This is a genomic window from Metasolibacillus sp. FSL K6-0083 (assembly GCF_038630865.1).
Classification (GTDB): domain Bacteria; phylum Bacillota; class Bacilli; order Bacillales_A; family Planococcaceae; genus Metasolibacillus; species Metasolibacillus fluoroglycofenilyticus.
The window spans coordinates 555,465-580,338 of the sequence record NZ_CP152046.1 but is presented as its reverse complement, the minus strand read 5'-3'; the positions used below and the strand labels follow the sequence as shown (position 1 = coordinate 580,338).

At 38.4% G+C, this 24,874-nt stretch carries 25 protein-coding genes, 1 riboswitch and 1 other annotated feature (1 of these 27 running past the window's edge); of the genes, 9 read left to right on the top strand and 16 right to left on the bottom strand.

Annotation, left to right across the window (positions count from 1 at the left end; genetic code table 11):
* Positions 1–6, bottom strand: a binding site (T-box leader) (it extends 241 nt beyond the left edge of the window).
* Positions 7–99: 93 nt separating this feature from the next.
* From MHB51_RS02675 to MHB51_RS02660, 4 genes are all read right to left on the bottom strand, one after another.
* A complete protein-coding gene (locus MHB51_RS02675; protein WP_342558920.1) occupies positions 100–558 on the bottom strand; it encodes a DinB family protein in 459 nt (152 codons plus the stop codon).
* A gap of 387 nt (positions 559–945) precedes the next feature.
* Entirely contained in the window at positions 946–2,667 is a 1,722-nt protein-coding gene (gene sulP / locus MHB51_RS02670; protein WP_066163064.1) for a sulfate permease, read from the bottom strand.
* A 29-nt stretch (positions 2,668–2,696) separates the two neighbouring features.
* Complete coding sequence (locus tag MHB51_RS02665) at positions 2,697–3,035, bottom strand: metalloregulator ArsR/SmtB family transcription factor (protein WP_342559459.1); 339 nt, start codon at positions 3,033–3,035, stop codon at positions 2,697–2,699.
* Positions 3,036–3,169: 134 nt separating this feature from the next.
* Entirely contained in the window at positions 3,170–4,312 is a 1,143-nt protein-coding gene (locus MHB51_RS02660; RefSeq protein WP_107942755.1) for a 3-phenylpropionate MFS transporter, read from the bottom strand.
* A gap of 82 nt (positions 4,313–4,394) precedes the next feature.
* On the opposite strand from MHB51_RS02660, the gene yeiL reads away from it, so the two are divergent.
* On the top strand, positions 4,395–5,054 hold the full coding sequence (gene yeiL / locus MHB51_RS02655) for a transcriptional regulator YeiL (protein WP_066163059.1): 660 nt from the start codon (positions 4,395–4,397) through the stop codon (positions 5,052–5,054).
* 193 nt (positions 5,055–5,247) lie between these two features.
* Here the strand turns inward: yeiL and MHB51_RS02650 are convergent, their stop codons facing one another.
* The 6 genes from MHB51_RS02650 to MHB51_RS02625 form a co-directional block, all read right to left on the bottom strand.
* Positions 5,248–5,454, bottom strand: coding sequence for a hypothetical protein (locus MHB51_RS02650; protein WP_342558919.1), 207 nt, complete (start codon positions 5,452–5,454; stop codon positions 5,248–5,250).
* 194 nt (positions 5,455–5,648) lie between these two features.
* A complete protein-coding gene (locus tag MHB51_RS02645; protein WP_066163055.1) occupies positions 5,649–5,960 on the bottom strand; it encodes a multidrug efflux SMR transporter in 312 nt (103 codons plus the stop codon).
* A complete protein-coding gene (locus MHB51_RS02640; RefSeq protein WP_066163053.1) occupies positions 5,960–6,292 on the bottom strand; it encodes an SMR family transporter in 333 nt (110 codons plus the stop codon). Before MHB51_RS02640 ends, MHB51_RS02645 begins: the two co-directional genes overlap by 1 nt.
* 58 nt (positions 6,293–6,350) lie before the next feature.
* Positions 6,351–6,450: riboswitch (guanidine-I (ykkC/yxkD leader) on the bottom strand.
* Between the two features lie 69 nt (positions 6,451–6,519).
* Complete coding sequence (locus MHB51_RS02635) at positions 6,520–6,912, bottom strand: hypothetical protein (protein WP_066163051.1); 393 nt, start codon at positions 6,910–6,912, stop codon at positions 6,520–6,522.
* A gap of 1 nt (position 6,913) precedes the next feature.
* On the bottom strand, positions 6,914–7,771 hold the full coding sequence (gene ant(6) / locus MHB51_RS02630) for an aminoglycoside 6-adenylyltransferase (RefSeq protein WP_066163049.1): 858 nt from the start codon (positions 7,769–7,771) through the stop codon (positions 6,914–6,916).
* 42 nt (positions 7,772–7,813) lie between these two features.
* The gene (locus MHB51_RS02625; protein WP_342558918.1) at positions 7,814–8,794 is read right to left on the bottom strand and encodes a site-specific integrase; all 981 of its coding nucleotides are present in this window, start codon (positions 8,792–8,794) and stop codon (positions 7,814–7,816) included.
* Between the two features lie 310 nt (positions 8,795–9,104).
* Between MHB51_RS02625 and MHB51_RS02620 the strand changes: the two genes are divergently transcribed.
* Positions 9,105–9,893, top strand: coding sequence for an enoyl-CoA hydratase/isomerase family protein (locus MHB51_RS02620; RefSeq protein WP_066163047.1), 789 nt, complete (start codon positions 9,105–9,107; stop codon positions 9,891–9,893).
* Positions 9,894–9,916: 23 nt separating this feature from the next.
* Here MHB51_RS02620 and MHB51_RS02615 read toward each other — a convergent pair whose 3' ends face one another.
* A complete protein-coding gene (locus tag MHB51_RS02615) occupies positions 9,917–10,732 on the bottom strand; it encodes a hypothetical protein (protein WP_066163043.1) in 816 nt (271 codons plus the stop codon).
* A gap of 307 nt (positions 10,733–11,039) precedes the next feature.
* Between MHB51_RS02615 and MHB51_RS02610 the strand changes: the two genes are divergently transcribed.
* Together MHB51_RS02610 and MHB51_RS02605 are read left to right on the top strand one after the other, a co-directional pair.
* Positions 11,040–12,020, top strand: coding sequence for an S-layer homology domain-containing protein (locus tag MHB51_RS02610; RefSeq protein WP_342558917.1), 981 nt, complete (start codon positions 11,040–11,042; stop codon positions 12,018–12,020).
* Positions 12,021–12,194: 174 nt separating this feature from the next.
* A complete protein-coding gene (locus tag MHB51_RS02605; RefSeq protein ID WP_066163038.1) occupies positions 12,195–13,352 on the top strand; it encodes an aminotransferase class I/II-fold pyridoxal phosphate-dependent enzyme in 1,158 nt (385 codons plus the stop codon).
* Positions 13,353–13,455: 103 nt separating this feature from the next.
* Here MHB51_RS02605 and MHB51_RS02600 read toward each other — a convergent pair whose 3' ends face one another.
* Both MHB51_RS02600 and MHB51_RS02595 read right to left on the bottom strand, forming a co-directional pair.
* Positions 13,456–14,661, bottom strand: coding sequence for an AI-2E family transporter (locus tag MHB51_RS02600; protein WP_342559458.1), 1,206 nt, complete (start codon positions 14,659–14,661; stop codon positions 13,456–13,458).
* Positions 14,662–14,824: 163 nt separating this feature from the next.
* Complete coding sequence (locus MHB51_RS02595) at positions 14,825–15,763, bottom strand: LCP family protein (RefSeq protein ID WP_342558916.1); 939 nt, start codon at positions 15,761–15,763, stop codon at positions 14,825–14,827.
* 583 nt (positions 15,764–16,346) lie between these two features.
* On the opposite strand from MHB51_RS02595, the gene msrA reads away from it, so the two are divergent.
* From msrA to MHB51_RS02575, 4 genes are all read left to right on the top strand, one after another.
* Positions 16,347–16,865, top strand: coding sequence for a peptide-methionine (S)-S-oxide reductase MsrA (gene msrA, locus MHB51_RS02590; RefSeq protein WP_066163026.1), 519 nt, complete (start codon positions 16,347–16,349; stop codon positions 16,863–16,865).
* Between the two features lie 14 nt (positions 16,866–16,879).
* Positions 16,880–17,593, top strand: a complete 714-nt coding sequence (locus tag MHB51_RS02585) for an AzlC family ABC transporter permease (RefSeq protein WP_066163023.1) — start codon at positions 16,880–16,882, stop codon at positions 17,591–17,593.
* Positions 17,590–17,916 carry a branched-chain amino acid transporter permease gene (locus MHB51_RS02580; RefSeq protein WP_066163020.1) on the top strand — a complete coding sequence of 109 codons (327 nt, stop codon included), beginning with the start codon at positions 17,590–17,592 and terminating at the stop codon, positions 17,914–17,916. The genes MHB51_RS02585 and MHB51_RS02580 overlap by 4 nt, the downstream gene beginning before the upstream one ends.
* A 237-nt stretch (positions 17,917–18,153) precedes the next feature.
* The gene (locus MHB51_RS02575; protein ID WP_066163015.1) at positions 18,154–18,459 is read left to right on the top strand and encodes a hypothetical protein; all 306 of its coding nucleotides are present in this window, start codon (positions 18,154–18,156) and stop codon (positions 18,457–18,459) included.
* Positions 18,460–18,607: 148 nt separating this feature from the next.
* Here MHB51_RS02575 and recQ read toward each other — a convergent pair whose 3' ends face one another.
* From recQ to MHB51_RS02560, 3 genes are all read right to left on the bottom strand, one after another.
* Positions 18,608–20,377, bottom strand: coding sequence for a DNA helicase RecQ (recQ, locus tag MHB51_RS02570; protein WP_066163012.1), 1,770 nt, complete (start codon positions 20,375–20,377; stop codon positions 18,608–18,610).
* A 30-nt stretch (positions 20,378–20,407) separates the two neighbouring features.
* Complete coding sequence (locus MHB51_RS02565) at positions 20,408–21,262, bottom strand: hydroxymethylglutaryl-CoA lyase (RefSeq protein ID WP_342558915.1); 855 nt, start codon at positions 21,260–21,262, stop codon at positions 20,408–20,410.
* 227 nt (positions 21,263–21,489) lie between these two features.
* A complete protein-coding gene (locus MHB51_RS02560; protein ID WP_066163006.1) occupies positions 21,490–22,656 on the bottom strand; it encodes an MFS transporter in 1,167 nt (388 codons plus the stop codon).
* A gap of 180 nt (positions 22,657–22,836) precedes the next feature.
* On the opposite strand from MHB51_RS02560, the gene MHB51_RS02555 reads away from it, so the two are divergent.
* Positions 22,837–24,441, top strand: coding sequence for an ATP-binding cassette domain-containing protein (locus tag MHB51_RS02555; RefSeq protein ID WP_066163003.1), 1,605 nt, complete (start codon positions 22,837–22,839; stop codon positions 24,439–24,441).
* The last annotated feature ends 433 nt before the right edge of the window (positions 24,442–24,874 follow it).

The window sequence follows — 24,874 nt, the reverse complement described above, 5'->3', positions numbered from 1 at the left end:
ATTTTATTGATTTTAGCATAATGGTATTCTGGTTGTCTATATGATTTTCTAAAACCATAATAAAGTTCCCAAATTCATATTTGGGAACTTTATTATTACTCAACATTTAATGATTCTCTTTATTTGTCCCATATGATGCAAATCATGCTCCATTAGCCCCTTAAAATAGCTAGATAAAGTGAGCGTAGATTGATTAATTTTGATTTCAGCAAACCAGAGCTCCTGCGGTATTTCCCTTAGCCATTCCACTAATTGAATACGACCATTTAAAAATGCATCAATAACAAAAATCACTTCTATTTCCCTAGCTTTTAAAGCAGCTTGTTCATTAAAAATAACAACATCAGGCCCAGCAGGAAAAGTATTTCTCCTAAAGAAATATGGGATTCTATCACATAGCACAAATTCATCCCACGCAGCAAGGTGACCTATAATTTCTACGGTAGACCACTTCCCTTCAGAAATAGGTTTTCGCAATAGCCGCTTATCTAACGTAAGCAAAAAACGGGCAAATTCCATAAAATCAAGATGATGCTTAATAATTTCTGTTTTAACCAACAATACTCCCCCTAAAAAGAACACTTGTTCTCGACTTGTAAAATCGCATTCTAACGAAGTGAGAAACGTTCGAATGTATAATGGTACACTTCACTTCGTCTAAAGGCATTATGAAATATGCTCCCTTCTCCATATTTTACATGATAAATTTGTATGATAAAATAGAAAAAGCTGGACGTTGAAAGGAGCTTTCGGAATGTCAAAACGAAAGATTGTGTTTTTGGGTGCTGTCATCATTTTATGTGTTGCAACAATACTGGACATTGTATATAAAGGGTTATTTTATCAATTCATTACGAAAATTTTCAGGTGAGAAAGCTTGAATCGAAAAAGCCAAACTTCTCAGTAAATTGAGAGGTTTGGCTTTTCCCTTTATTATTCAAAAAGTTATATTTCTCCTTTTGATAATCTCGTACATTCTCTAAAGGCGAAATGCTGGCAGCCGATGCATTTATTTTTATCTAAAAAACCAAGTGCTACATCAATCGCCTGCCCTGTATGCTCAAAAAAGTTTTCACTGCCAATTTCATTAAACAAGCCACTTTTCTTCATTACGGTTGTTAAGCGCGGCTGTAACCCCGTTAAGAGAAGTGTACCTCCTTGTAGCTTAAACTGCTGTACGATTTGACTAAAGTAGGCTTCCCCAGTTGTATCCATAAAGGGAACTTTGCTCATGCGCAAAATTAATACTTTCGGTCTTGTAGTTAAGTTTGTTAAAATCGTTTGTTCAAATTCCTGTGCTGCACCAAAAAATAACGGTCCCTCAATTGTATATATACTAATTTGCGGACAATCACGCTCTCTATTGACAACATGCGGCTGTACTTTAGCATTTTTTCTTGAATGATCGGGCAAAACTTTATAAATTGCAGGTACATCAATCATTTGCTTTGTAAATAGAATAAGAGCTAGCACTAACCCTACCTCAACAGCTATTGTTAAACTTGTAAATACCGTCAATAAAAATGTGACAATTAAAACAAGTGAATCCGCTGATTTTAGCTTCAAAATATGGATAAAATGATGGCGCTCACTCATATTCCATGCTACAACCATTAAAATAGGTGCCATGCTTGCAAGTGGAATATGCGAGGCGTATGGTGCAAATAATAAAAGCACTAACAGTACAAAAATTCCATGCACTACACCCGATATTGGCGAAGTAGCGCCACTTTTAATATTCGTAGCAGTTCGCGCAATCGCCCCTGTCGCAGGTATACCACCAAACAGCGGTGTTACGATATTTGCCAATCCTTGACCTAAAAGCTCCTTATTGCTGTTATGCCTTGTATTTGTCATACCATCTGCAACAACTGCTGATAAAAGTGACTCAATCCCACCTAACATTGCAATGACAAAGGCTGGCCCAATAAGTCGTTCGATGCGCTCCCATGTTATTTCAAGCATTTGAAATTGTGGTAGCGTATTTGGTATTGCACCATACGCCGAGCCAATTGTAGGTACTTGCCCTGAAAAAAAGATTAGTGCCACAATTGTCGAAATGATGATACCCGCTAATGAAGCAGGTACTTTCGGCAAAACCTTTGGCGTGATTAAAATGATTGCCAAACAAAGAACAGCGATGACAAGATTATAAATATTGAGCGTATGAATATGGCTGAATAGCTCCTTCATATTTGCTATAAATTTTTCATGCTTTTCGATGCCTGTCAGCCCTAAAAAGCTGGCAATTTGCCCTGTGAAAATAATAACTGCAATACCCGAGGTAAAGCCGATTGTCACAGGACGCGGAATGAATTGTATTAAAGAACCTAATTTAAGCAGACCCATTAAGCAAAGAAGAATACCTGCCATTAAGCCCGCGAGCAATAAATCCTCATAGCCATAACTAATAACTACTCCTAATAAAATAGGAACAAAAGCACCCGTTGGACCACCAATTTGATATTTAGAACCACCGAACAATGCAATAATAATACCAGCGATACACGTTGTATAAATACCGTATTCTGGCTTTACTCCTGATGCAATCGCAAAGGACATTGCAAGTGGAATCGCCACTATACCTACAATAAGTCCAGATAAAAGATCTTTTCGAAAACGCGCTAACGAATATCCTTTAAACCTTCCTTTTTGCAGCTTCTCCATTTCCAAACCCTTCTTTTCATTTTAATTTATTAGCTTTCGCTATCGGCATCCTCTAACTCCTCTAGCATCGAAATTGTATCAATTAAATGATTATTGAAAATCTTTTTTGTCACGATGAGTAAATCTAAAATCATTGGGTCTCTAAGAGAATACAAAACTCGTTTGCCATCCTTTGTACCGACAACGATATTTTTCGCTCGCAGTACACTGAGTTGCTGCGAAATAGCCGAGCCTTCTTTATTTAAGGCTTCTTGAATTTCCTGTACACTTTTCTCTCCCTCTGATAAAAGTTCAAGAATATGTATACGCAAAGGATGTGCTAATGCTTTGAGAAAATCTGCTTTAAATTGCTGTAGCTCCCCTCCCATTGTATCCCCCCATTTCATTTCATTAATATACATATTCAAACTTTTGAATATGTATATATGATACCTCTTAATCTCTTAATTTTCAATGTAAAAGCGCTAAACTCCTTCTTTGTAAGGAAATTTAGCGCTGCAGTTTATATTTTTTTCTTTAAATAAAATGACAGGAATAACGCTGGTACTGTACAAATAATCATTCCTAAAAAGGCAAAGCGCGGTTCTATTTCATATAAATAGCCACCGAGCAATGTTAAAATAGCGGTGCTCCAACTCATAGCAAAGGCATTGTACATCCCTTGTGCATTCGGAATTTGCTCTCTTCGTAAATGCTGTGTGAAAAATAAAATAACTGCATAATGCGCAAGGGCAAATGATACTGCATGCAATGATTGCGACAAAATAAAAATAGGTATTGATGGGATAAGCGATACCATTAACCAGCGCACCGTTGAACCAATTGCTGCTATAACAAGCAGGTTTGCAGGCTTCCAATGACCGAATAACCGATCAGATTTAGCAAAAAAGATAATTTCGAAAAACACACCGATATTAATAATCAGCCCGATATAATATTTTGAAACACCTAGCTCCTGCAAATAAATATAGCCATAATTATAATAAGAGGCATGTGCTCCTTGTAATAAAATTGCAATAATCAACACAATTAAAAAATTAGGGGTTTGCAATAGTTGCTTGATTGAAAATTTGCTAGCTCGACTTTCATTCGGCTTTTCTAATAATATCATCGGTGCTTGGCGCGTATTTAAAACAACAAAGAGCAGCAATCCTCCAAGCAACAGCCATACAATTGTTGTATCACCAAACTTCCCTGTGAGCAAGCTAACGATTAAAACCATTACAACAAATCCTAGTGAGCCATATGAGCGACTTTTACCATAGTGTAGTTGTCCATGCTGCACTAATACGCCTGCAACGCTATCCAAAGCCGGCATTAAAGCTGGATAAAAGAAACTAAACAATGATGTAACAATAAACAGGCTTGTAAAAGAGTTGGCTGGAACAAAAAGTAAAGCTGCTATCAGCGATACAACAGCTAATACATTTAACACTCGTTTACTGCTCCATCTACTTGCAATATAAGGGAAAGCAAACATTGTTGAAAGCCCTCTAATCACTAAGCCAAAGCTCATAATCAAGCTTGCCTCAGGTACAGTTAGCCCCTTTGCTGAAACTAAAAACCCTGTCCAATATGGTAAAAAGATGCCCCATGTCATGTAAAAAGTAAAAAATTTTTGCGACATCCAGCGCTGATTATTCATTTCGAATCCCTCCATCTGTCTTGCATCATAGCACGCTTTCTTTTAAAATAATGTGAGATATCTCATGTTTAGGTGGTTTTCTATGCAAAATTTACAAAATGAAGAGCAAAAATATTATATTAAGCACTTTCCGATTCAACATTTATTTTCTTTTGATATAACAGATTTAGTGGAGGTACATCGTTTTGCACGCGGCGAATGGATTATTAAAGAAGGTCATTTTCCACAATATTTATATTACTTAGTCGAAGGAAAAGCAAAGGTTTATATGACTCAGGAAAATGGCAAAGTTGCCTTAATTAGCTTCGCACAGCCAAACGCTTTTATTGGCGAGCTAGAGCTATTGGATGAAAATTATTATTCGAAAGGTGTGCAAACGATGACAACAACAATTTGTTTGGCACTGCCTATAGCAAAATGTAAAAGGGAGCTATTATCTGATGTCGTATTTTTACGCTATTTATGTACTTTTCTTGGTAATAAAACATCACAAATAACTGCCAAATTTTCAAAAAGCCTTGCTTATCCACTTGAAAATCGGCTAGCTGAATTTATTGTCCTTTCTGCAGATGCGGGAATTTATAAGGAAAAGCATACAGAGGTATGCGATTATTTAGGCGTGTCCTATCGCCATTTACTACATGTGCTCTCACAATTTTGTGAACAAGGCTTACTCGAAAAGCATGGACGTAGCTATATAATTACAAATATGAATGAATTACAGAGGCGAGGAATTATATAGAGAGAAGGAACTATGATTCGTCTAATTTGAAAATCAGGCTTCCATTTTGTGTTAATAAAGGTTTTCATCGCTACTTTTTGACTGTAGATAAACACCGTTAAAGCAAGTGTTCGTCACATTTTTAAAAGATACTCTCAATTTAGCTGCTGTCCAAAATGCTGTGCATAGCCCGCATTTTGGACAGCTCCATTTTCTAAATTTTTCGCTTTAATTTAAAAATCTCGTGTTCATGCCTTGCTAATTTATGCTCAAAAAACTCTAATTCTTGCATAGTAGACATCTGTTCAAAACGAGAAGTAATTTCAGCATGATATTCAGATAAGCGCCCCGTTTGCTCATAAACAATATGCAATTTTGCCTTCACACCATCTAATCGCTCATTTGTTCTTCTTTGCTCCACTTTGAATTCCCGGCATTTCCCTTTGTATCTCTCCTTGAATACCTTGTATGCTCGTCTGCATACTTGTTACCTTTTGTAGTACTGCCTCAAGAAGTTCTCGTTATGTTATGATGATTCTCTTTTTTGTAATATTTCTATTTATAGAATACTAAATTTCGGAATTTTCAGCTACATGTTTTCAATAAAGAGATAATTTACATTAATTTCAATCCGATTGTTGCGCCTAAAATCATGGAAATAAAGACGATACGTCGCCAGTCCTTCGACTCACCAAAAACAATCATGCCGAGGATTGCACCGCCAGCTGCGCCAATGCCTGTCCAAATCGCGTAGGCTGTACCCATTGGTAATGTTTCCATAGCAACTGCCAGTAATATAAAACTAAGTGCAAATGCACCAACCATATAAATAAAGGATGCGACATTGCGCTTTTGATACATGCGCCCAATCATAAAGACACCTAGCATTTCAAAAAGTCCTGCAAAAATTAATACAATCCAAGCCATTACGCATGCTCCTCCTTATCGCTAGATACAAGTTTAAGCCCAATAACACCCGCTAATAAAATGGCGATTAATAGTAGTTTACCTAACTGCACTGGTTCTCCGAATAACGCCATATCAGCTGTTACAGTTCCTGCAGTCCCTAGTCCAACAAATACTGCGTACACTGTCCCAACCGGCAGCTTACTTCCTGCCTGAATCATTAAGTAAAAGCTCACGATAATGCAAATGACTGTTGCAGTCCATTCAAGTGGCGTAGCTGCATGTTTTAATCCAATTACCCAACCTACCTCAAAAGCTGCTGCAATGATTACTTGAAGCCATGTGAAATTCATAATTAACTCCTCCTTAAAATGACAAAAAACCTGAGAGAACGGCTGTCGAAACAGCTAGTTCTCCCAGGCTTTTATCCTTCCGTGTAACACACATATATTGTGTGCGCCTTCTCTCGGACCAGGCTAGCAAATGCTACGGAACCCTAGAAAGCTTTCTGCAATTATTATCTCACAAAATGATGATTTTGCAAGTTTTTTTCAAAATCTGTGGCACTCGTTGAAAGAAGTTAAACAAAAATATTAATTGTCTGCCCTGAACGCTCGATTTTCCAATTAGATGAAACAAGTGCTGCAATTGCTTTCTCTGTTTCCTCATTTGCTGGTACGTTGTAGGCACCGAATTCTTGCAAATCATAGGTATTTTCTTCAATGCCAAAACGCATGCGCAAAATATTTTTCAAGCCATTGATTGTTAAAAATTTAACTTGATAACCTGTCGTGTATGCTTCTTTAAAAAGTTCCTTATTCGTATTGTAAAGCTGCTGTAATAATGAAAAATCCGATTTCATATCAGCAAATAATGTTAAGTCCTTTTTCTCTAGTTGCTCCGCCACTTGCTCATAGCCGTATTTTGGTCGTAAAGCTTCAATTAAATAAGCTTCCATTAATGAAATTGCCATTTCATCGTGCTCCTTTTTTGTATGTATTTTCAATCCATTTTGTAATATTTTCATCATAGTTTGGATAAGGATAGCCAAGCGCTTGTGCCACTTTACGAGAAGTTTCGCGAAACATTTCGCAGCAAAGCTCAAAAGCGGTCCATGTTTGCGCTATACTCGCCGTTGCATATGTGCTTAACAATCTTTCATATTGTTGTGCTGGTAAATGTTGATGAATAAATTTGTAGTTTTTTCCTACGCTGAAAGAAAAGCCATTTTGAATGCCGATATCCCATGATAACATGCGTAATAGCTCTTGTCTTATATTATGATGCAAATGGTCAACGGCAAATAGAAATTCATTGCGTGCAAGTCCCTTTGCCACATATGTTGCAACGCTCCAAAACTCATTGCAGCAGTCATCGAAGCTTCGAGCGCTAGGCTTAGTGAGCCAGTATTTTTCGTCCGAAGGGACTATTGCTTGCTCGATGTGTCCATCCTTATCGAGTAATACCTCTATTAAGCCATCTGATTTTTGCAAATAACTTGTTAACTCTGTTAGAGGAATCAAGCTTAAATCCACTTTAATCCCATCAGCAAAATACATAATATAAGTAAAATAATTTTCAAATTCCGCAGGGAAAAGCTCCATGTCCTCTGGCTTTTGGACGAAAATAAGCTCACCAAACGCCCGCAGCCAGTCATCATTTTTCAAATAAGAGCTCATATTCGTTACAAAAAAGCTTACATCATAGTCTTGATAACTATCTTTTGGAATAGTATTGTTTGTTCTTGACCCTTCAAGCATTGAAATTCGAATGCGCTCATCCTCTGTAGCAAAATTCGAAAAAATCTGGAACATTTCTGCCTCTGTACGCAAATTATCTCTCCTTTTTGAAAGCTTATTTTTAATTATAGCATTTTACTTGGGTTTTTCCATCCGTGCTGCTCGTTCCTGCAATACCCCTTTTCGTGCATAGCCATATTTTTCGTATAAATCCTCAATGTCTTGCAGTGTATTGTCCATATCCTGCTTAATGGCTGTGTAACGAACATTTGTCGTTGTAACAGAAAAACCTACTTGCTGTGAGACGTATGAAAATAAACGCTCAATCGTTTTAACAGTAATTGGCTCTCCTAATTTATTGCCTAAGCCAAGCCAAATATAATCTACCTCCTGTCCAATAGGAAGTTGCTTTAGCGTTTCCTCCTTATAAAACTGAAGCACATCTAATAACGCCGGCTGTAATGGCAAATCCCGATAGCTTCGTTTCGTTAAAATACGAATAAAATCATTGTGCACATGCGACCACTTCATCCGCACTATCTCACTTGATTTAATACCAAACTCAGCAATAACACGCATAATTGTATAATTGCGTAATGCCATCCAGCTTATATCCTTCTGCTCCGCTGTTTCATAGGAAGTGAGCCAAACATGTAGCGCTTGTCGAATTTGCCGTGCAGATAATGTTTGTAATTCCTTTTTCTCAAATGGCAAGGGGCTAAATAAATCATCAGCAAATAATGGGATTACTTCCCTAGCTTGTAAAAAGTGTATAAAGCTTTTTAAGCTAGCTAACTTACGATTTACACTTTGAATTGAAGTGTAATGCAGTTGTAGCCACTGCCGATATGCTTCAATAACCTCTACTGAAATGATTTCATACTTCTGTTCCTTCATAAATTTCACAAACTGTGCACAATCTAAGCTATACTGCTTCACTGTGAAATTGGATTTCGACTGACCTGCTAAAAATGCTTTAAAACGAGGGATATAAATCGAATAATCTCTCATAATCAGCTCTCCTTGTTGGATTTGGCGTAAAGTAGCTGGTGTTTTGTAAATATTTGATACGTCAAGTATATTATTTTCTATAAAAAGTGTCGTATAATATGCCATTTATGAAACACATAAACTAGACGGAATGTTTGTTCTCATTATATAAAAGGTTGCTTTATTATTCAACCATGCATATGCTACAAGCAATTACGCCTTGGCGTAGTGATTTTTGTAGAAGTAGCCTTGCTTTTCAGTATAAAAATTATTTGTCCTGCGGTTACTCGTCGCAAAAAAAATTCTACAAGACATTAATTGCAAAACCTTCGTTCAATATAACGTGTATTCATGTTTTTATGCGTTATTTCGTACTTTCCTCTTATTTTAAGCTATACTTTCATTAATTCAATATGCAGAAATGGAGGGTTGACCTATGCAAATTCAAACAGTGCGACTACATGAAGAGGACGCAAAAATTATTTATCAGGAAACAGCTGGTTTGGCTATTATTACAATCCACCGACCACAGGCCAAAAATGCACTAACAGCAAAAATGTGGCGAGAGCTAGCCTCCCTTGCCTCACAATCATTACAAAACCCTAAAAATAAAGTGCTTATATTGCGTGGGGCTGGAGAAAATTTTTCCGCTGGCTCAGACATTAAAGAATTTCATACGATGTCACTTGATGAGGCGGAGCAAGCCTTTGTCGAAATGGAGAAAACGATTTCGACTGTGGAACGTCTGCCCCTTCCCGTGCTTGGTGTTATTAATGGCCCTGCGATGGGCGCAGGCTTAGAGCTAGCACTTGCCTGTGATATCCGTATCGGCTCTGATAAGGCGAAAATGGGTATTCCTGTTGGAAAATTAGGCATTACGTTAAATAATCGCTTTGCCAAACGCCTTGTAGACTTAGTAGGTCCTTCTGCCACGAAGGATTTTGTTTTCACAGGACGTACCTATAAAGCGGAAGAAGCATTTCAGTCAGGCATGCTTAATTATTTAGTGGCTGAAAAAGATTTGACAAAATTTATGATTCGCGTAGGTAAGCTTGTTGCTGGCATGTCACCCGACTCATTGCTAGCGGTAAAACAAGCCGTTCAGCAATGCACAGAATCTACACCCGCTTTATGGCAGGACTCTACCCCATTCGTCTCACCAAATGATTTTGCTGAAGGTGTACGCGCCTTCGTGGAAAAACGTCAACCCCAATTTACACGCTAATTCTAATATGAGGCTGTCTATTTCTAGACAGCCCCAGCACCTTTTATCCCTTTTACAGCTAAAAAGATTCGCTCAGGCTCTAGCTCAAATGTTCGTTGAAAGGCTTCAACAATTTCTTGTTGCAAGCCGCGCAGCTCGGTAATGACATCATAATGAATGGGCCCCTTTAAAACGAGTGTTGCGCTAATTTTAGGAATTGACGCTATATTAAATTGAATTTTTTCCACATGTGCCACTATCGGACTTTTCCCTATAATATGCTGCAATACATCGCGATACACTTGCTTATGAATAGTTAGTGTTTCATAATGAAAATCAGGCTGAACAATCGTCGTTTCACCAACCTTAACAAGATTCCCTACAAAAATCGCACGACCTTTACGTACAAGGCGTTTAAAAAAGTTTTGCTCCACTTGCTCATACGGAATTGGCATAACATGTTGTCCTTTCGTTTGGCGAATAAAGCGGGCGATTTGAATTTCACGAGCAGACCGAATATTTTCTACATAGTAAAAATGAACAATCTGTCCAAGCTGTAATTGCTTAGCGATTTTTTTTGTCATTTTATCTGATGTACCGATAATTAACACCGATGAAAGCTTGGCATCTTTTATCGCAGCTTGTACTTCCTGTCGATGTGCTTCATCTTCAAAAATAGCCCGTCGCACTGCTGTTATTGTATTTTTTTCGAATTTTGCACTCGTTCCTGCTCGCCTTTTGCCATTTATAATAAGCAGGCCATCATCTATAATGCCTTCAATCCCTTTTGTATATGCAAAATGCAAGGCAGATGTACTTTTCCCCGTACCACTTGGTCCGCTTAAAGAGTAAACCTTCATTCGCTCTCCCCCTCCTTTAAAGAATTCTATTTCACATGAACTAAGTTCAAAACCCCCATTTCACTTTATAAAAAATATACACTATTTTTTACGATAATCAATTACGTCTTAGCTAACTCTAGACTGGATTCAATCGGTAGTGGGACACTTGCTGAAAGAAGTTAAAATCAATAGATGATAGGATTTGTAGAAAAAAAGAAAAAAAGCGTTTATTATAAATGTATTGGGCTTCTTCAACTCATATAGAAAATTACCATTTCTATCGCAGTATTTCATCTATCATTTCAATGAAGAGAGGTAATTGATTATGAAAAAAATAAACTTATTTATCAGTGCTACTATTGCAGCTACTATTGTGACAGCGCCAATACAAACAGAAGCAGCTACTAAAAAGTTTAGCGATGTTTCACCGAAAAATGATTATTATGACATCATTACAGAGATGACCGCTAAAGAAGTAATTACTGGCTATCCAGACGGAACATTCAAACCAAATGAATTGATGACGCGCAAGCATGCGGCAGCTTTAATAAGCCGTGCATTTCCAACACTTCCAGTATATTATAAAGGAATTTCTTTAACCGATGTAAGCAAGGACAATCCTTACTACAAAGATATTAGACGCGTATTAGAAGCAGATATTATTCAACATGTCGATAATTTTGATTTTAGACCGAATGATATTATTACACGAGGCGAAATGGCACGTGCATTAGCGCTAGCCTACAATCTAACAAGCAATGATAAGAAAAGCCCATTAACGGATGTTTCGCCGCAGCTCGCTTCATATGTGGATGCCTTATATGCTAATAATATTACAACAGGCTTTGAGGACAAAACATTCCGTGAAGATAAAGGGCTGACACGTGTACATTTCACTGTTTTTATGTACCGCGCAGCAGAGGCCATTGAAACGAGTGAGGCAATTACTTTTGCGGATTCTAGCAAATTTTCTAGTATGCAAGAAGCAGATTTTCAATATCCTGCAAAATATAAAAATGCGACAGAAGCAACGACAGCCTCTAAAAATTCAGCAGAAAAACTATTTACCAAAGACAAAAGCTATGAAACAGCCTCAGTTATGCTACAAAATGCCAAGGAATATAATGCGTTTATAGAACTTGCTCAAAAGTCATTCAATAAAACTGCGCAACAATTAGATGAAATACTTTATCAAGTTTATTATACTGGCATAGCCGAAAGTCTTGAAACGCAAGACAATCAGCAATGGGTGTTATGGTACGATTATAATGAGAATAAACTAATAAGAGCATTTGTAAAAGAATAACAAAGCGCTGGGCGTGCCTAATAATTCATTTTGGGGCACGCCCAGTGTTCTTCCCTTCAGCGATATATTCTCGTTTAGAAGTATATATACTATTTTCTGAATTCTCGAAATACAAAATGTCTTGTTTGTGCTACAATGAATTGAAGTTTTTAACAGGTTAAAGGAGTGTTCTTTTTGAATATTGAGCCATCATTAAAAATGTCGCTATTTACAGAGGCGATTTTTGGAAAATTAAAAGCATTTGCAGCACAGCAGCAACGAAAAGGTATGGAAATTATCGATTTAAGCTTAGGCAGTCCAGATATTCCCCCTGCTCCTATGCTGCTTGAACATATGGCACAGCTAGTAGCCAAACCACAATCGTATCGTTACACATTAACAGGTGTACAGGCTTTCAACGAGGCTGTTTGTCGCTACTATGAAAGAGTAAACGGTGTTACGCTTGATGCACAAACAGAAGTTGTACAAACGATGGGCTCACAGGAAGGATTAGTCCATTTACCAATTGCCTTTTGCAACCCTGGTGATATCGTCTTAACAACGAACCCAGCCTATGTCGCATACGATGCGGGCATTCATTTAGCAGGTGCAACGCCCTATTATATGCCACTTACAAAGGACAATGGGTATTTGCCAGACTTAGCTAGTATTCCAAACGACATTGCAGACAAAGCTAAACTACTTATTTTAAACTTACCGGGCAACCCTGTACCGGCAATGCCTTCTGAGCAATATTTTGAGCAAGTTGTGGCATTTGCTAAAAAGCACAATATCATCGTTTTACACGATGCGGCTTACTCTGAATTTTATTTCACTGGGAATGCTGCGGGAAGCTTTTTAGCAACACCGGGTGCAAAAGAGGTCGGCTTAGAAATTAATTCTTTATCAAAAAGCTTTAGCCTTGCAGGTGCACGCATTGCTTATATTGTAGGCAATGCAAATATGATTGGCATTGTTAAGCAGCTTAAATCAAATTTAGATTTTGGTATTTTCGAGCCGATTCAGCTAACTGCTGCACTCGCCCTAGACCATGCAGAGGAAATTACGGCAAGCTTACGCACGACATTTGCAGAGCGACACCGTGTATTAATGACTGGGCTTCAGCAAATTGGCTGGGAGGTAGCACCTTCCAATGGTGGAATGTTCGTCTGGGCAAAGCACCCATATAAGATGACAAGCGAAGAATTCGCCTTTAAAGCCATTGAAGAGACTGGTGTTGTGATGGTTCCTGGCACCGTATTCGGTAATGCTGGCGAGGGTTATATGCGCCTAGCACTTGTACAAGATGTTGAATTACTAGCGCAAGCTGTTGAAAAGCTTCGCGCTATCTAATTAAGGCTATCTTAAGCATGTTTTAGCGAATATTTAATATAGAAGATGGGGCTGTTCGAAAAATGTCTATTTTTTCGAACAGCCCCTTTTATGATGAAATTCGCTACTCCTCGTACATATCCTCTTTAGTCGTTTGGAAACGATTGTAGCGCTTTTTAAACACTTGATAAATATGTGTCACTAGCACTTTAATTAACGCATAAGCTGGTATCCCTAAAATAACACCTGGAACGCTGAATAAGGAGCCTGCTGTTAATAACACGAAAATAATAGTAATTGGATGGATGCTCAATGATTTGCCCATAATTTGTGGCGAAATAAACTTCCCTTCAATTAATTGTACAATCGTCCAGACAGCCGCAAGCTTTAAAATCATAAACGGTGAATCAGAGACAATAGCAATAATTGCAGCAGGTGTAATTGCGATAACAGGGCCTAAATATGGTACGACACTCGTCACCATCGCCAGTACCCCTAACAGTAATGCATAGTCTAAGCCGATAATTAGGAAACCGATTGTTACCATCGCCCCAATGCAAATAGACACTAAAATTTGCCCTTGAATATAGGAGCTAATTTGCTTGTCCATATCGTGTAATACTTCACCTACGAATTTTCGCATGCTCGGCGGAGTAAGACGCACGATAAACTTCGGCATTTTTTCGCCCTCATATAATAAATAAAACAAGATGAATGGCACTATAACAAGTGATAGCACAAGACCTGTCAAAGCAGAAACAAATCCGGTAATTCCCGATGCAACACTTGTAGCAAAGCCTGTTGCCAAATCCTTTACTTGCGTCACAATATCATCCGTCAAGCTTGTAATCATTTGATCGTAATCAAAATTAATTCTCGCAAAGTATTCATCTAGCCGTGAATTATTCAGCCATGAAACAATATTTTCAACAAATGCCATAAAATACGCTGGAAACTCATTCATTAAATTTGTGAACTGGTCGCGTAAAAATGGATAAATTAATACGATTGTTAATGCTAAAGCACCGATTGCAACTAAATAAATAATTAAAATCGCCCATATTTTAGAAATATTCCATCGCATTAATAAACGTAAAAATGGTCGTGTTAAATAATACAATATAACGCCAAGCACCCCTGGCAAAATAACGACCTCAAATAATACACGAAGTGGCTGGAAAATAAATGAGATTTTATCATAAATAAAAATAACACAGCCGACAATTAACAAGATAAGAAGTAAGAACAATAAGTTTTTTCCGCCTAAAAAGCGGATGAAACGTGTCGAAAAAAAATTCGAAGTTTCTTGCGGTAGCTGCTTATTTTGCATATTTGTTTTTCCCTGCTCCAAAAAACCACCCCTGCTAATTGTCAAATTTTAAGAAAATTGCTACAGCACAAGCTTATCCTAGATGCTGCTCAAACATTAAACATACACTTTCTTATTTTTCAAAAAAGATATATGTGCAGCTATTCTAGCATGAATTAGCTGCTTATTTCATCTGTAAAAACTCATGTAGCAAAGCTTGATTTTGCTGCTGATCGATTTCTAATACAGAGCCTGCATGCTGATACGAGTTAAATGTATATGTTCCCTCGACAGGAATCGTCATTTTTTCGATTTCTACCCCACCACCTGCTGCTATAAATAGCGCCATTTTTAACTCCTGTGCAGATGTTAAATCGGTAGTCATATAGCCTTGTGCTGCACCGATAAATTTCGGTAAATTTTTGGCATTTGCTGGTGATAATAGCTCGCTCTTTAATGCATCCATCACCTTTTGTTGACGAGCAACACGCCCAAAATCACCTTCTGCATCTTGTCTAAAGCGTGCATAGCCTAACAATTCCTTGCCATTTAGCTGCTGCGTACCTTGCTTTAATGAAACTCCAATATATGCCGACATATCCTTTTCGACATCCATCGTAATACCATTTGGCGCTAAAATATCAATTAGCGCTTCAAAACTTTTAAAATCAATGACTGCATAATGATGAATAGGCACTTCAAACATTGCATTCAACGTATCTTTTAATAATTGCACACCGCCTAAGTAGTAGGCTGTATTCAGCTTATAGGATTGATAGCCCGGAATGTCTGCATAAATATCACGCATAAATGAGACAAGCTTTATATCATTCGTGTCGTGATTCCATGATAATAGCATCATCGTATCTGTACGCGACTTCTCCTCTCCTCGACTATCGACACCTAAAATTAAAAAGTTTTCAATCTCTCCTTTTTTTACATCCGCTACAAAGTCTTGCTCAGGTAGCTTTGTTTCACTTGCAAGATTTTGTCCACTGCGATATTGCTGAACACTATAAGCAACTGCTCCTAATAGCAATGCGATAATTATTAGAAAAATAAACCTTCCTGTACGAAATTTTTTTCGTTTATGTCGTGTTTGGCGTCGTTCAAGCTGCTCCATAAAATTCTCCTTTAGAGTCGTCCGAAAAGCGAATGCTTCGCACTACTTTTTGAACGTTTTATTAATATTTCATTAAAATCACTCACTATTTAAAAAGTAAGTAACTCGTTTTAAAAGTTATAAACTCTTAAACTAACAGCATTCTTTTAAATTTCAAATAAGTGAAAGCCTTTTTCACTGAACCAAAGATGTGTTAGTCTATTCGGACAGTCCTCCCTTATTATACTGTTTCCGTACAAATTTTAACATCTTTCAGCAATTTTTTCTGCGACGAGTAAACGCAGGAGCACATTTTTTCTGCGACGAGTAACCGCAGGAGCACATCTTTTCTGCGATGAGTAAACGCAGGATAAGGAGGCAAGTACAAAATTTAAAATTTTTTAAAAAAGTTGCTAGATTCGCTGTTTTCAATCATTTCAAACAATCTATTTTCCTTTTGAAATGGTCATATTTTTAATAAAACAAAACGAATCTTCTGAAAAGAAATTTACTGTCCTCCTTTACAGACGTCCTACCAGTTCAAAAGGTTGTCGATAGTTTTTCACGCATGATACAATACAGGCTATGAGAAGGAGGAATATAGATGGAAAAAGCAACGTTTGCCGGCGGCTGTTTTTGGTGCATGGTTAAGCCTTTTGAAGAGTGGGACGGCATACATAAAGTAACAAGCGGCTATATGGGTGGTCATATTGATAATCCAACATATGAAGATGTGAAGGCTGGACAATCTGGTCATTTAGAGGTTGTTCAAATCGAATTTGATCCAAGCATATTTAGCTATGAACGACTGCTTGAAATTTACTGGATGCAAATTGATCCGACAGATGCAGGCGGGCAGTTTCATGACCGAGGTGAATCTTATTCAACAGCGATTTTTACACATAGCAAAGAGCAGCGTGAGCAGGCAGAAAATTCGAAGGCGGCTCTTGCTGCAAGCGGTCGCTTCAGCAAACCAATCGTCACAGCCATTCGAGACGCAGCAACTTTCTATGAAGCTGAGGATTATCACCAAGATTACTATAAAAAAGAATCGCAGCATTACAAGGAAGACCGCGCAAAATCAGGGCGCGATGAATTTATTAACACACATTGGCAAAAGTAAAGGATGTGGCTACTTTGAACAGCACAAACGCAACACGTGCTGCGCTAAAATTCGCGTTTCCCCAAACGGTTCCCATTTTAGCGGGCTTTTTATTTTTAGGCATCGCCTATGGAATTTTTATGAATTCTCTAGGCTTCCATGCCATTTATCCGATTTTAATGAGCCTCTTTATTTTCGCAGGCTCAATGGAGTTTGTGGCAGCGAATCTACTGCTTATTTCCTTTAATCCACTTAGCGCCTTTTTCTTAACGCTAATGGTCAATGCAAGACATTTATTTTACGGTATTTCAATGTTAGATAAATACGGTCAGTCTGGTCATAAAAAATGGTATCTCATATACGGTATGTGTGATGAATCTTTTGCTATCAATAGCACGCTGAATATTCCGAATAATCTTGATAAGGGAAAGGTCATGCTATTCGTCACACTGTTAAATCAAATTTATTGGGTGGCTGGTGCAACAATTGGGGGTGTTTTCGGTTCGTTCATTACCTTTAATACAGAGGGCTTGGAATTTGTAATGACCGCTCTATTCGTCGTTATTTTTTTAGAACATTGGTTAAATACAAAGCAGCACTATAGTGCAATGCTAGGACTCTTGCTATCGGCGATTTCGCTAGCCGTTTTCGGTGGTGAACGCTTTATCATCCCTGCAATGCTGGCGATTTTAGGTGTTTTAACACTACTTCGTCCAACATTACAAAAGGAAAAGAGGACTGCCCTATGACAATTACACAGCAAATTATAACAGTAGGGGTCGTTGTAATTGGTACGATGCTCACACGTTTTTTACCCTTTTTCATTTTCCCAGCTAATAAACCGACTCCCGTCTACATCCAATATCTTGGCAAAGTGTTACCTGCTGCCGTTATCGGTATGCTCGTTATTTATTGCTTTAAAGATGTCAGCTTTCTTTCTAATCGTCATGGATTACCTGAAATTTTAGCGGTAATTCTTGTCGTCTCCCTGCATCTTTGGAAAAGAAGCATGCTATTATCTATCGCAGCAGGCACATGCTTCTATATGGTACTTGTGCAGTATGTCTTTTAGGAGGCAGAAATCTGAAAAAGCTACAAACAGGGGAAACATTTAAAATCACTGATAGCAAGGAGCTGTCCCAAAATGACTTTTCAGACGGCTCCTTGCACTAAGAATAGTGACAGCTCTTGGTTACTACCACAAATTTAGCGAAAGGCGCTAATGTGCTAGGTACATATTAACCATAGTTGCCAGCAGTCAATTGAAGAACATTGATTGATGGCATTTTGATAAGGAGATTCTTTCATAATGAAGCTTATTAACCCTCATACCGAGCTTATGTTGAGTGCACAGAGAGCTCTATTTTTAGCCATTACCAAAAATACAAAAGCCATTTACGCTAAAATCGAAAATAACCATTTAATATGGAAAGTCTTTTTTGATGAAGAGCCTTCAGAAAATGAAAAAGACTTATTAAGTATTGCAGCGACAGAAGTAATAGCAGATTTCCCAGATATTATTTCATGTGAGGAGCATTTTCTTCATCACCCTGCACCGATTAGTTTCAAAAATGAAGTCTACTATCATTGGCCCTATGCAAGACTAAATGATTAAAATTAAAACCATATGACAGCGAATTTTCACTCGCGTCATATGGTTTTAAGTTAACATAATAATATTATTCATATAAATTTGTAATTGCAGTAGGATATGATGTTCTTATTTTAGCAGGCGTTTGGACACTAGCAGAAGCCTAAAGAAACTAAACATTCGCCGTCTCAAACATGATAATCGCTTCAATAAATTGTGCACCGTATTTTTTAAGTTTGCTCTCCCCTACGCCACTAATCGCTAAAAATTCCACTTCATTTTGCGGGCGTTTTGCACACATATCATGCAATGTTTTATCTGAAAAGACAACAAACGGTGGCACGCCTTCTTCTTTAGCAATCACCATACGTACAGCTCGGAGCTCTTCAAATAGCGGGTCTTTATCATGGGCAACTTGCACAGAGGATGCTTGTCTGCGATAAACGCGTTGCTTGCCTAGCAATACCTCTTTGCCTCGTTCTGCGACAAAAATTGTCGGAAATTGCCCGTTACTAACAGCGATTAATTGCTCTGCAATTAAAAACTCGATAAAGTTAGCCACATCCTTTGCTGACATTGCCTTTAAAATACCATATGTCGGCAATCTATCAAAGCGCAGCTCACTTACCTTTTTATTACGGGAGCCTGCTAGCACTTGTGCTGTAATTGTTTTACCAAATTTTTGCCCCATACGCACAATACAAGATAAGACCTTTTGCGCATCCTCTGTTACATCTTCTTTCGGTCGTGTATCTGCACAATTGCTACATTGCCCACAAGCTTCTGCATCTTTCTCCCCAAAATACTCGATAATATAGCCCTGTAGGCAGCTTTCTGTGTGACAATAATCGACCATTTGCTGCAGCTTTGTGAGCTCCATCGGGATGCGAGTTCTGTCCTGGGCTTGATCAATTAAAAAGCGCTGTGTCTGCTCATCACTAGAGGCATATAATAAAATGCATTCACTTGGCAAGCCATCCCGCCCTGCCCGTCCTGCCTCTTGATAATAGCTTTCCATATTTCGTGGCATTTGGTAATGTAACACGAAGCGCACATTTGTTTTATTAATCCCCATTCCAAATGCATTTGTCGCCACCATCACTTGTGCCTCATCACGTAAAAAGCGATTTTGCTCCTGCGCGCGTGAAACCTCATCCATGCCACCGTGATATTTTGCTACCCGCACGCCCATTTTTACAAGCTGCTCGTACAATGAATCAACGGATTTTCTTGTTGCGGCATAAATAATACCAGCTTCATTCCTTGCATTTTTTAAAAACTCTTTCACATACGCATCCCTGCTAATAGCAGACTGCACAGAAAAACGCAGATTATCTCTGGCAAAGCCTGTAATAAAGGTATGCTCATCCTGAATCGATAGCGTCCCTCGAATATCCTCACAAACTGCTGGCGTTGCAGTAGCAGTTAAGGCAATAACGGTTGGGCGCTCTGGCCAAAGCTGTAAAATGTTGTGGATATTGCGATAGCTCGGACGAAAATCATGCCCCCATTGCGAAATACAGTGTGCTTCATCGACAGCGATGAGCGGCACTTTAATCGTCGCTAATGTTTGACAAAAATAATCATTGTCTAGGCGCTCTGGTGCAATATAAAGCATTTTTATTCGACCATTGCGCACATCGCGTAAAACATCTTGCACTTCCTCCATCGATTGGGAGCTATTTAAAAAGGCTGCAGGTACACCACTTGCGACTAGCATATCGACCTGGTCTTTCATAAGCGAAATAAGCGGCGAGATAACGATAGTCGTTCCTTCTAAAGAAAGTGCTGGAATCTGGTAGCAAAGTGATTTTCCACCCCCTGTCGGCATCACAACGAGCGTGTCTATCCCATCCAACACTTGTGCGATTGCCTGCTCCTGACCTATGCGAAAGGATGCATAGCCAAAATATGTTTGTAAATGCTTTTTTGCTTCTTGCATCTTCAAAACTTTCAACAAACCTCCCTTAGTTTACATAATAATTTTATGTGCATATTTGCTCGTAGCAAGTAATTTCTCTTCATCAATGCCTGTTGCAATACCCATTTTATGCATAAGCTCTACTAGCTTATTTGTCGATATATTGCCTGTTGCACCTGGAGAAAACGGACAGCCACCTAACCCACCAACTGAGCTATCAAAAGCTGTAATTCCTGCCTGCAGCGCGGCAATGGTGTTGGCGTAAGCGAAGCCATTTGTATCATGGAAATGAGCGATAAATTTAGTATTCGGATAATCCTCTCGCAATCTAGTAAAGCGCTCATAGACAATTTTTGGCGTTGCTTGACCATTTGTGTCCCCAATGGAAATCTCATCAACACCATGCTGAACAAAATGGCTTACAACACGTGCTACTTGCTCGTATGAAATGGCGCCTTCATACGGACAGCTAAAGCACATCGATACATAGCCACGCACGAATAAACCTTGCTCTTTAGCTATGCGAAACATTTCTTCACATTCCTGCAAAGAATCAGCAATAGAGCGTCTAATATTGCGCTCATTAAAAGTTTCACTCGCTCCGACAAAAACGGCAATTTGCTGTACCCCTACTGCCAATGCCATTTCTAACGCTTTCATATTCGGTGTCAATACGAGAAAATCAAGACCCAAGCTTTTCGAGAAAGCAACAATTTCTTGCGCATCCGCCATTTGTGGTACAGCCCTTGGATGTACAAACGAAGCCGTTTCAATGCGTCTTACCCCTGTTTTAACAAGCTGTTCAATTAGCTTCTTTTTTTGCTCTGTCGGCACAAATTGCGCTTCATTTTGCAAGCCGTCTCTCGGTCCTACCTCAGTTATTTCTACCATTTTCGGAAAATGCATAGTTTCCCCACCCCTTATTCACATATACTATAACCTTAACCGAAAATAGGCTTTATGAAAAGTGGTGCAGCAGTTCACTTTTCATAAAGAGATTTGCCCTTATATTAGAAGGGATTTTTAAACAATTGATTTAGAGCCTTTTCGGTGTAGTAGTATCTTAATTCGCCGGATACTTTAGCCAAGCATCGTATTGGTTACAAGCGATTTATGGCGTTCTTAGAATAAAATTAAGCTTTATTGTTTCTTTTGTTGATTGCAAAAACAGTAAGTAATAATGCAGCGATTAAAATGATATAAATGGCTTTCGTATACAAATGACTTCGTGTTATATCGTAAATGAAGCCGATTAATAAAGGGATGATTGCACTCATCATAAAGCCCCCTGACATTACCATCGAGCTCCATGCATTTGCCTCCTCATTATTACGCGCTTCATTTAATGGAAGTGTTAATGCGAGTGGAAATAAACCACCTAGTGTCACTCCTAACAGCATCGCCCCTCCCCAAATCGCACTATTTGTACCGATAAATAAGCAGCTAGCCCCAATACCACCGACTGCTAGTAATATAAATAGCCAAAAAATCGTGCTTGGATATTTCGCGAGTGCGCTCGGCAATAGCGCATTGGTTGTTAGTTGAACGAGTGACATCACTGTTAAAACCGCCCCTGCTGTGACAATTGAAAATCCATGCGCTATCGCAACAGGCGCTAGCCAAGTTGTTAGTGAAAAGAATAGTGATGCTTGCAAACCAAAAAATAATAATAAAAGCCACGCTTTCTTTGTCTTCCACGGATTACGAATTTCTAACGACAGTGCAGCAAATAACGTTGCTCCCTCATCCCGCTTTATCGCAAATAACCAAAAAACGATTGCGATAATAGCAAGGATGCCCCAAATACCTAAAGCGATTGGCCATTCCTCGAAATATTTATAAAAAACAGCAGTAAAGCCTGCGCTTAATGCTGCCCCTGCCCCCATCGCCAAGGAATAAATGCTCACAACTGCAGCTACCTTATGCGGAAAGTATAATTTAATAAAGGTATTGAGCATCGGGCTAATAATGGCAATGGCGAAGCCGACTAGCAAGCTTGTTATAAGTAACATGCTGTAGCTTGCTGCAAACATACGAATAAATGTCGCAACACCAATTAAGGCAACGAGCATAGTAACCGCTAAACGATAGTCAAAGCGCCTTTGCATAGGTACGGCAAGCGGTGCAAATAATCCCATACAGAAAATAGGTATTGCCGTTAACAAGCTTACCTGTGTGCTTGAAATAGATAAATCCGTGCGAATGCTATTCAATACTGGTCCAATTGATGTAATCGAAGGGCGCAAATTTAATGCTACGATAAAAATCGCAATGATAATCAAAACATCTTTCCACTTCACTCAAATTCCTCATTTCCTTAACGACTCTCTTAGTAAGTTAAGCATAAACTTTACGTCATTTCTACTCGCTATCATTTTTACTTCTTCATTTCTTTTATTTCTAAGTTGCGTTATAATAGAAAGTATTGTGTACAAATAAGAGCATTATGCTCGCTGTTTAATTTGAAGGAGGAAGCTTACATGATTCAAGTAAGTGGTGTTGGTTTACGTTATGGCGATCGTAAACTATTTGAAGACGTAAATATTAAATTCACACCTGGGAACTGTTACGGTTTGATTGGTGCGAATGGTGCTGGAAAATCAACGTTTATAAAAATTTTAGCTGGTGATATCGAGCCGCAAGAAGGCCATGTATCAATGGGCAAGGACGAGCGTTTATCGGTATTAAAGCAAAATCATTTTGAATACGATGAATATACAGTTTTAGATACTGTCATTATGGGTAATAAACGCCTTTATGAAGTAATGAAGGAAAAAGACGCTATTTATGCAAAGGAAGAGTTTTCAGATGAAGATGGCATGCGTGCTGCGGAACTTGAAGGTGAATTTGCAGAAATGAATGGTTGGGTAGCGGAATCAGATGCGGCAACGCTATTAAATGGCTTAGGCATCGGTGACGATATTCACTATTCAAAAATGGCTGACTTAGAAGGTGCTGAAAAGGTCAAAGTGTTACTTGCACAAGCATTGTTCGGTGAGCCAGATGTTCTATTACTAGATGAGCCGACCAACCACCTTGACTTAAAGGCAATTCAATGGCTAGAGGAATTTTTAATTAACTTTGAGCATACAGTTATCGTTGTCTCGCATGACCGTCATTTCTTAAATAAAGTATGTACGCATATTGCAGACCTTGACTTTGGTAAAATCCAATTATACGTTGGTAACTATGATTTCTGGTATGAATCAAGTCAACTAGCTCAAAAAATGATGTCTGATCAAAATGCGAAAAAAGAAGAGAAAATTAAAGAATTAAAAGAGTTTATCGCTCGTTTCTCTGCAAACGCATCGAAATCGAAGCAAGCAACTTCACGTAAGAAAATGTTAGATAAAATCGAGTTAGATGATATTCGTCCATCTAGCCGAAAATATCCATTTATCAACTTCCAAATCGGACGCGACATCGGCAATGATGTGCTAACGGTTGAAGGGCTTTCTGCTTCCTTGGACGGTGAAATATTATTCAAAGACCTTCGTTTCTCAATGAATAAAGAGGACAAAATTGTCTTCCTAGGTAGCCCAAATGCCAAAACGGCATTATTTGATATTTTAACAGAAAATGCGGAGCCAGAAAGCGGTACATTCAAATGGGGTGTCACAACATCTCAAAGCTATTTTGAAAACGACCATGATAAATACTTCACTGGTACTGAAAAAACATTGGTTGATTGGTTACGCCAATACTCACCAGAGGACGAAACGGAAAGCTTCTTACGCGGCTTCCTAGGTCGTATGCTATTCTCAGGTGAAGAAGTGAAAAAATCCCCTTCTGTTTTATCAGGAGGCGAAAAAGTTCGTTGTATGCTATCAAAAATGATGCTAGCTAACTCTAATGTATTAATTTTAGATGAGCCGACGAACCATTTGGACCTTGAGTCTATTCAAGCGCTAAACGAAGGTTTAATTCGCTTTAAAGGGGCTATGTTATTCACATCACATGACCACCAATTCATCCAAACAATTGCCAACCGCGTAATTGAAATTCGCGAAGATGGGTCAATTTTAGATAAGCAATTAACATACGACGAATTCCTTGAATGGAAAGATAGCCAAGGTTTAAACTAGTCCATCTATTCATATGATAATCGCTCAAAACATTGATATAACGGCTTTTTTAAACAATTGATAATTTATTTACTATCCAAACACCTCCATATAAAATCGTTCTATTTGGGGACGAATTGGGGAGATTTTAGGGCATATCAAACGGGCAGTTATAAGGTAAAAAAGGCTTCTCTCTCAATGGAGAAGTCTTTTTTCATGAAAACAATTTCAAAAGATATCTTCCATAGTCATATTGGGTATTCGCCATTATAGTTGGGAAACCTCCCCTTCAATCTCCTTTTTAGCCAATTATAAGCATCTATAAATTTTGGATAGATAAACTCGGGCTTCCCTATCAAACAACTTTCATCCGGTATTTCCTTCCATATGTTGATTAGTGTTAACCTAAAATTATCACGTCCTGTGAGAACGGTTAACTGACCTGCATCACGTA

What these genes read in the sequence shown, in the direction of transcription:
- MHB51_RS02665 (WP_342559459.1), bottom strand. Translation starts at nt 3,035, where the DNA reads ATGGGAGGGGAGCTACAGCAATTTAAAGCAGATTTTCTCAAAGCATTA.
- MHB51_RS02625 (WP_342558918.1), bottom strand. Translation starts at nt 8,794, where the DNA reads ATGGCATATTATACGACACTTTTTATAGAAAATAATATACTTGACGTA.
- MHB51_RS02610 (WP_342558917.1), top strand. Translation starts at nt 11,040, where the DNA reads ATGAAAAAAATAAACTTATTTATCAGTGCTACTATTGCAGCTACTATT.
- MHB51_RS02615 (WP_066163043.1), bottom strand. Translation starts at nt 10,732, where the DNA reads ATGAAGGTTTACTCTTTAAGCGGACCAAGTGGTACGGGGAAAAGTACA.
- MHB51_RS02635 (WP_066163051.1), bottom strand. Translation starts at nt 6,912, where the DNA reads ATGGCAATTTCATTAATGGAAGCTTATTTAATTGAAGCTTTACGACCA.
- MHB51_RS02580 (WP_066163020.1), top strand. Translation starts at nt 17,590, where the DNA reads ATGACAATTACACAGCAAATTATAACAGTAGGGGTCGTTGTAATTGGT.
- MHB51_RS02620 (WP_066163047.1), top strand. Translation starts at nt 9,105, where the DNA reads ATGCAAATTCAAACAGTGCGACTACATGAAGAGGACGCAAAAATTATT.
- yeiL (WP_066163059.1), top strand. Translation starts at nt 4,395, where the DNA reads ATGCAAAATTTACAAAATGAAGAGCAAAAATATTATATTAAGCACTTT.
- MHB51_RS02640 (WP_066163053.1), bottom strand. Translation starts at nt 6,292, where the DNA reads ATGAATTTCACATGGCTTCAAGTAATCATTGCAGCAGCTTTTGAGGTA.
- MHB51_RS02595 (WP_342558916.1), bottom strand. Translation starts at nt 15,763, where the DNA reads ATGGAGCAGCTTGAACGACGCCAAACACGACATAAACGAAAAAAATTT.
- MHB51_RS02565 (WP_342558915.1), bottom strand. Translation starts at nt 21,262, where the DNA reads ATGCATTTTCCGAAAATGGTAGAAATAACTGAGGTAGGACCGAGAGAC.
- recQ (WP_066163012.1), bottom strand. Translation starts at nt 20,377, where the DNA reads ATGCAAGAAGCAAAAAAGCATTTACAAACATATTTTGGCTATGCATCC.
- MHB51_RS02660 (WP_107942755.1), bottom strand. Translation starts at nt 4,312, where the DNA reads ATGAATAATCAGCGCTGGATGTCGCAAAAATTTTTTACTTTTTACATG.
- MHB51_RS02555 (WP_066163003.1), top strand. Translation starts at nt 22,837, where the DNA reads ATGATTCAAGTAAGTGGTGTTGGTTTACGTTATGGCGATCGTAAACTA.
- sulP (WP_066163064.1), bottom strand. Translation starts at nt 2,667, where the DNA reads ATGGAGAAGCTGCAAAAAGGAAGGTTTAAAGGATATTCGTTAGCGCGT.
- msrA (WP_066163026.1), top strand. Translation starts at nt 16,347, where the DNA reads ATGGAAAAAGCAACGTTTGCCGGCGGCTGTTTTTGGTGCATGGTTAAG.
- MHB51_RS02645 (WP_066163055.1), bottom strand. Translation starts at nt 5,960, where the DNA reads ATGGCTTGGATTGTATTAATTTTTGCAGGACTTTTTGAAATGCTAGGT.
- MHB51_RS02575 (WP_066163015.1), top strand. Translation starts at nt 18,154, where the DNA reads ATGAAGCTTATTAACCCTCATACCGAGCTTATGTTGAGTGCACAGAGA.
- MHB51_RS02600 (WP_342559458.1), bottom strand. Translation starts at nt 14,661, where the DNA reads ATGCAAAATAAGCAGCTACCGCAAGAAACTTCGAATTTTTTTTCGACA.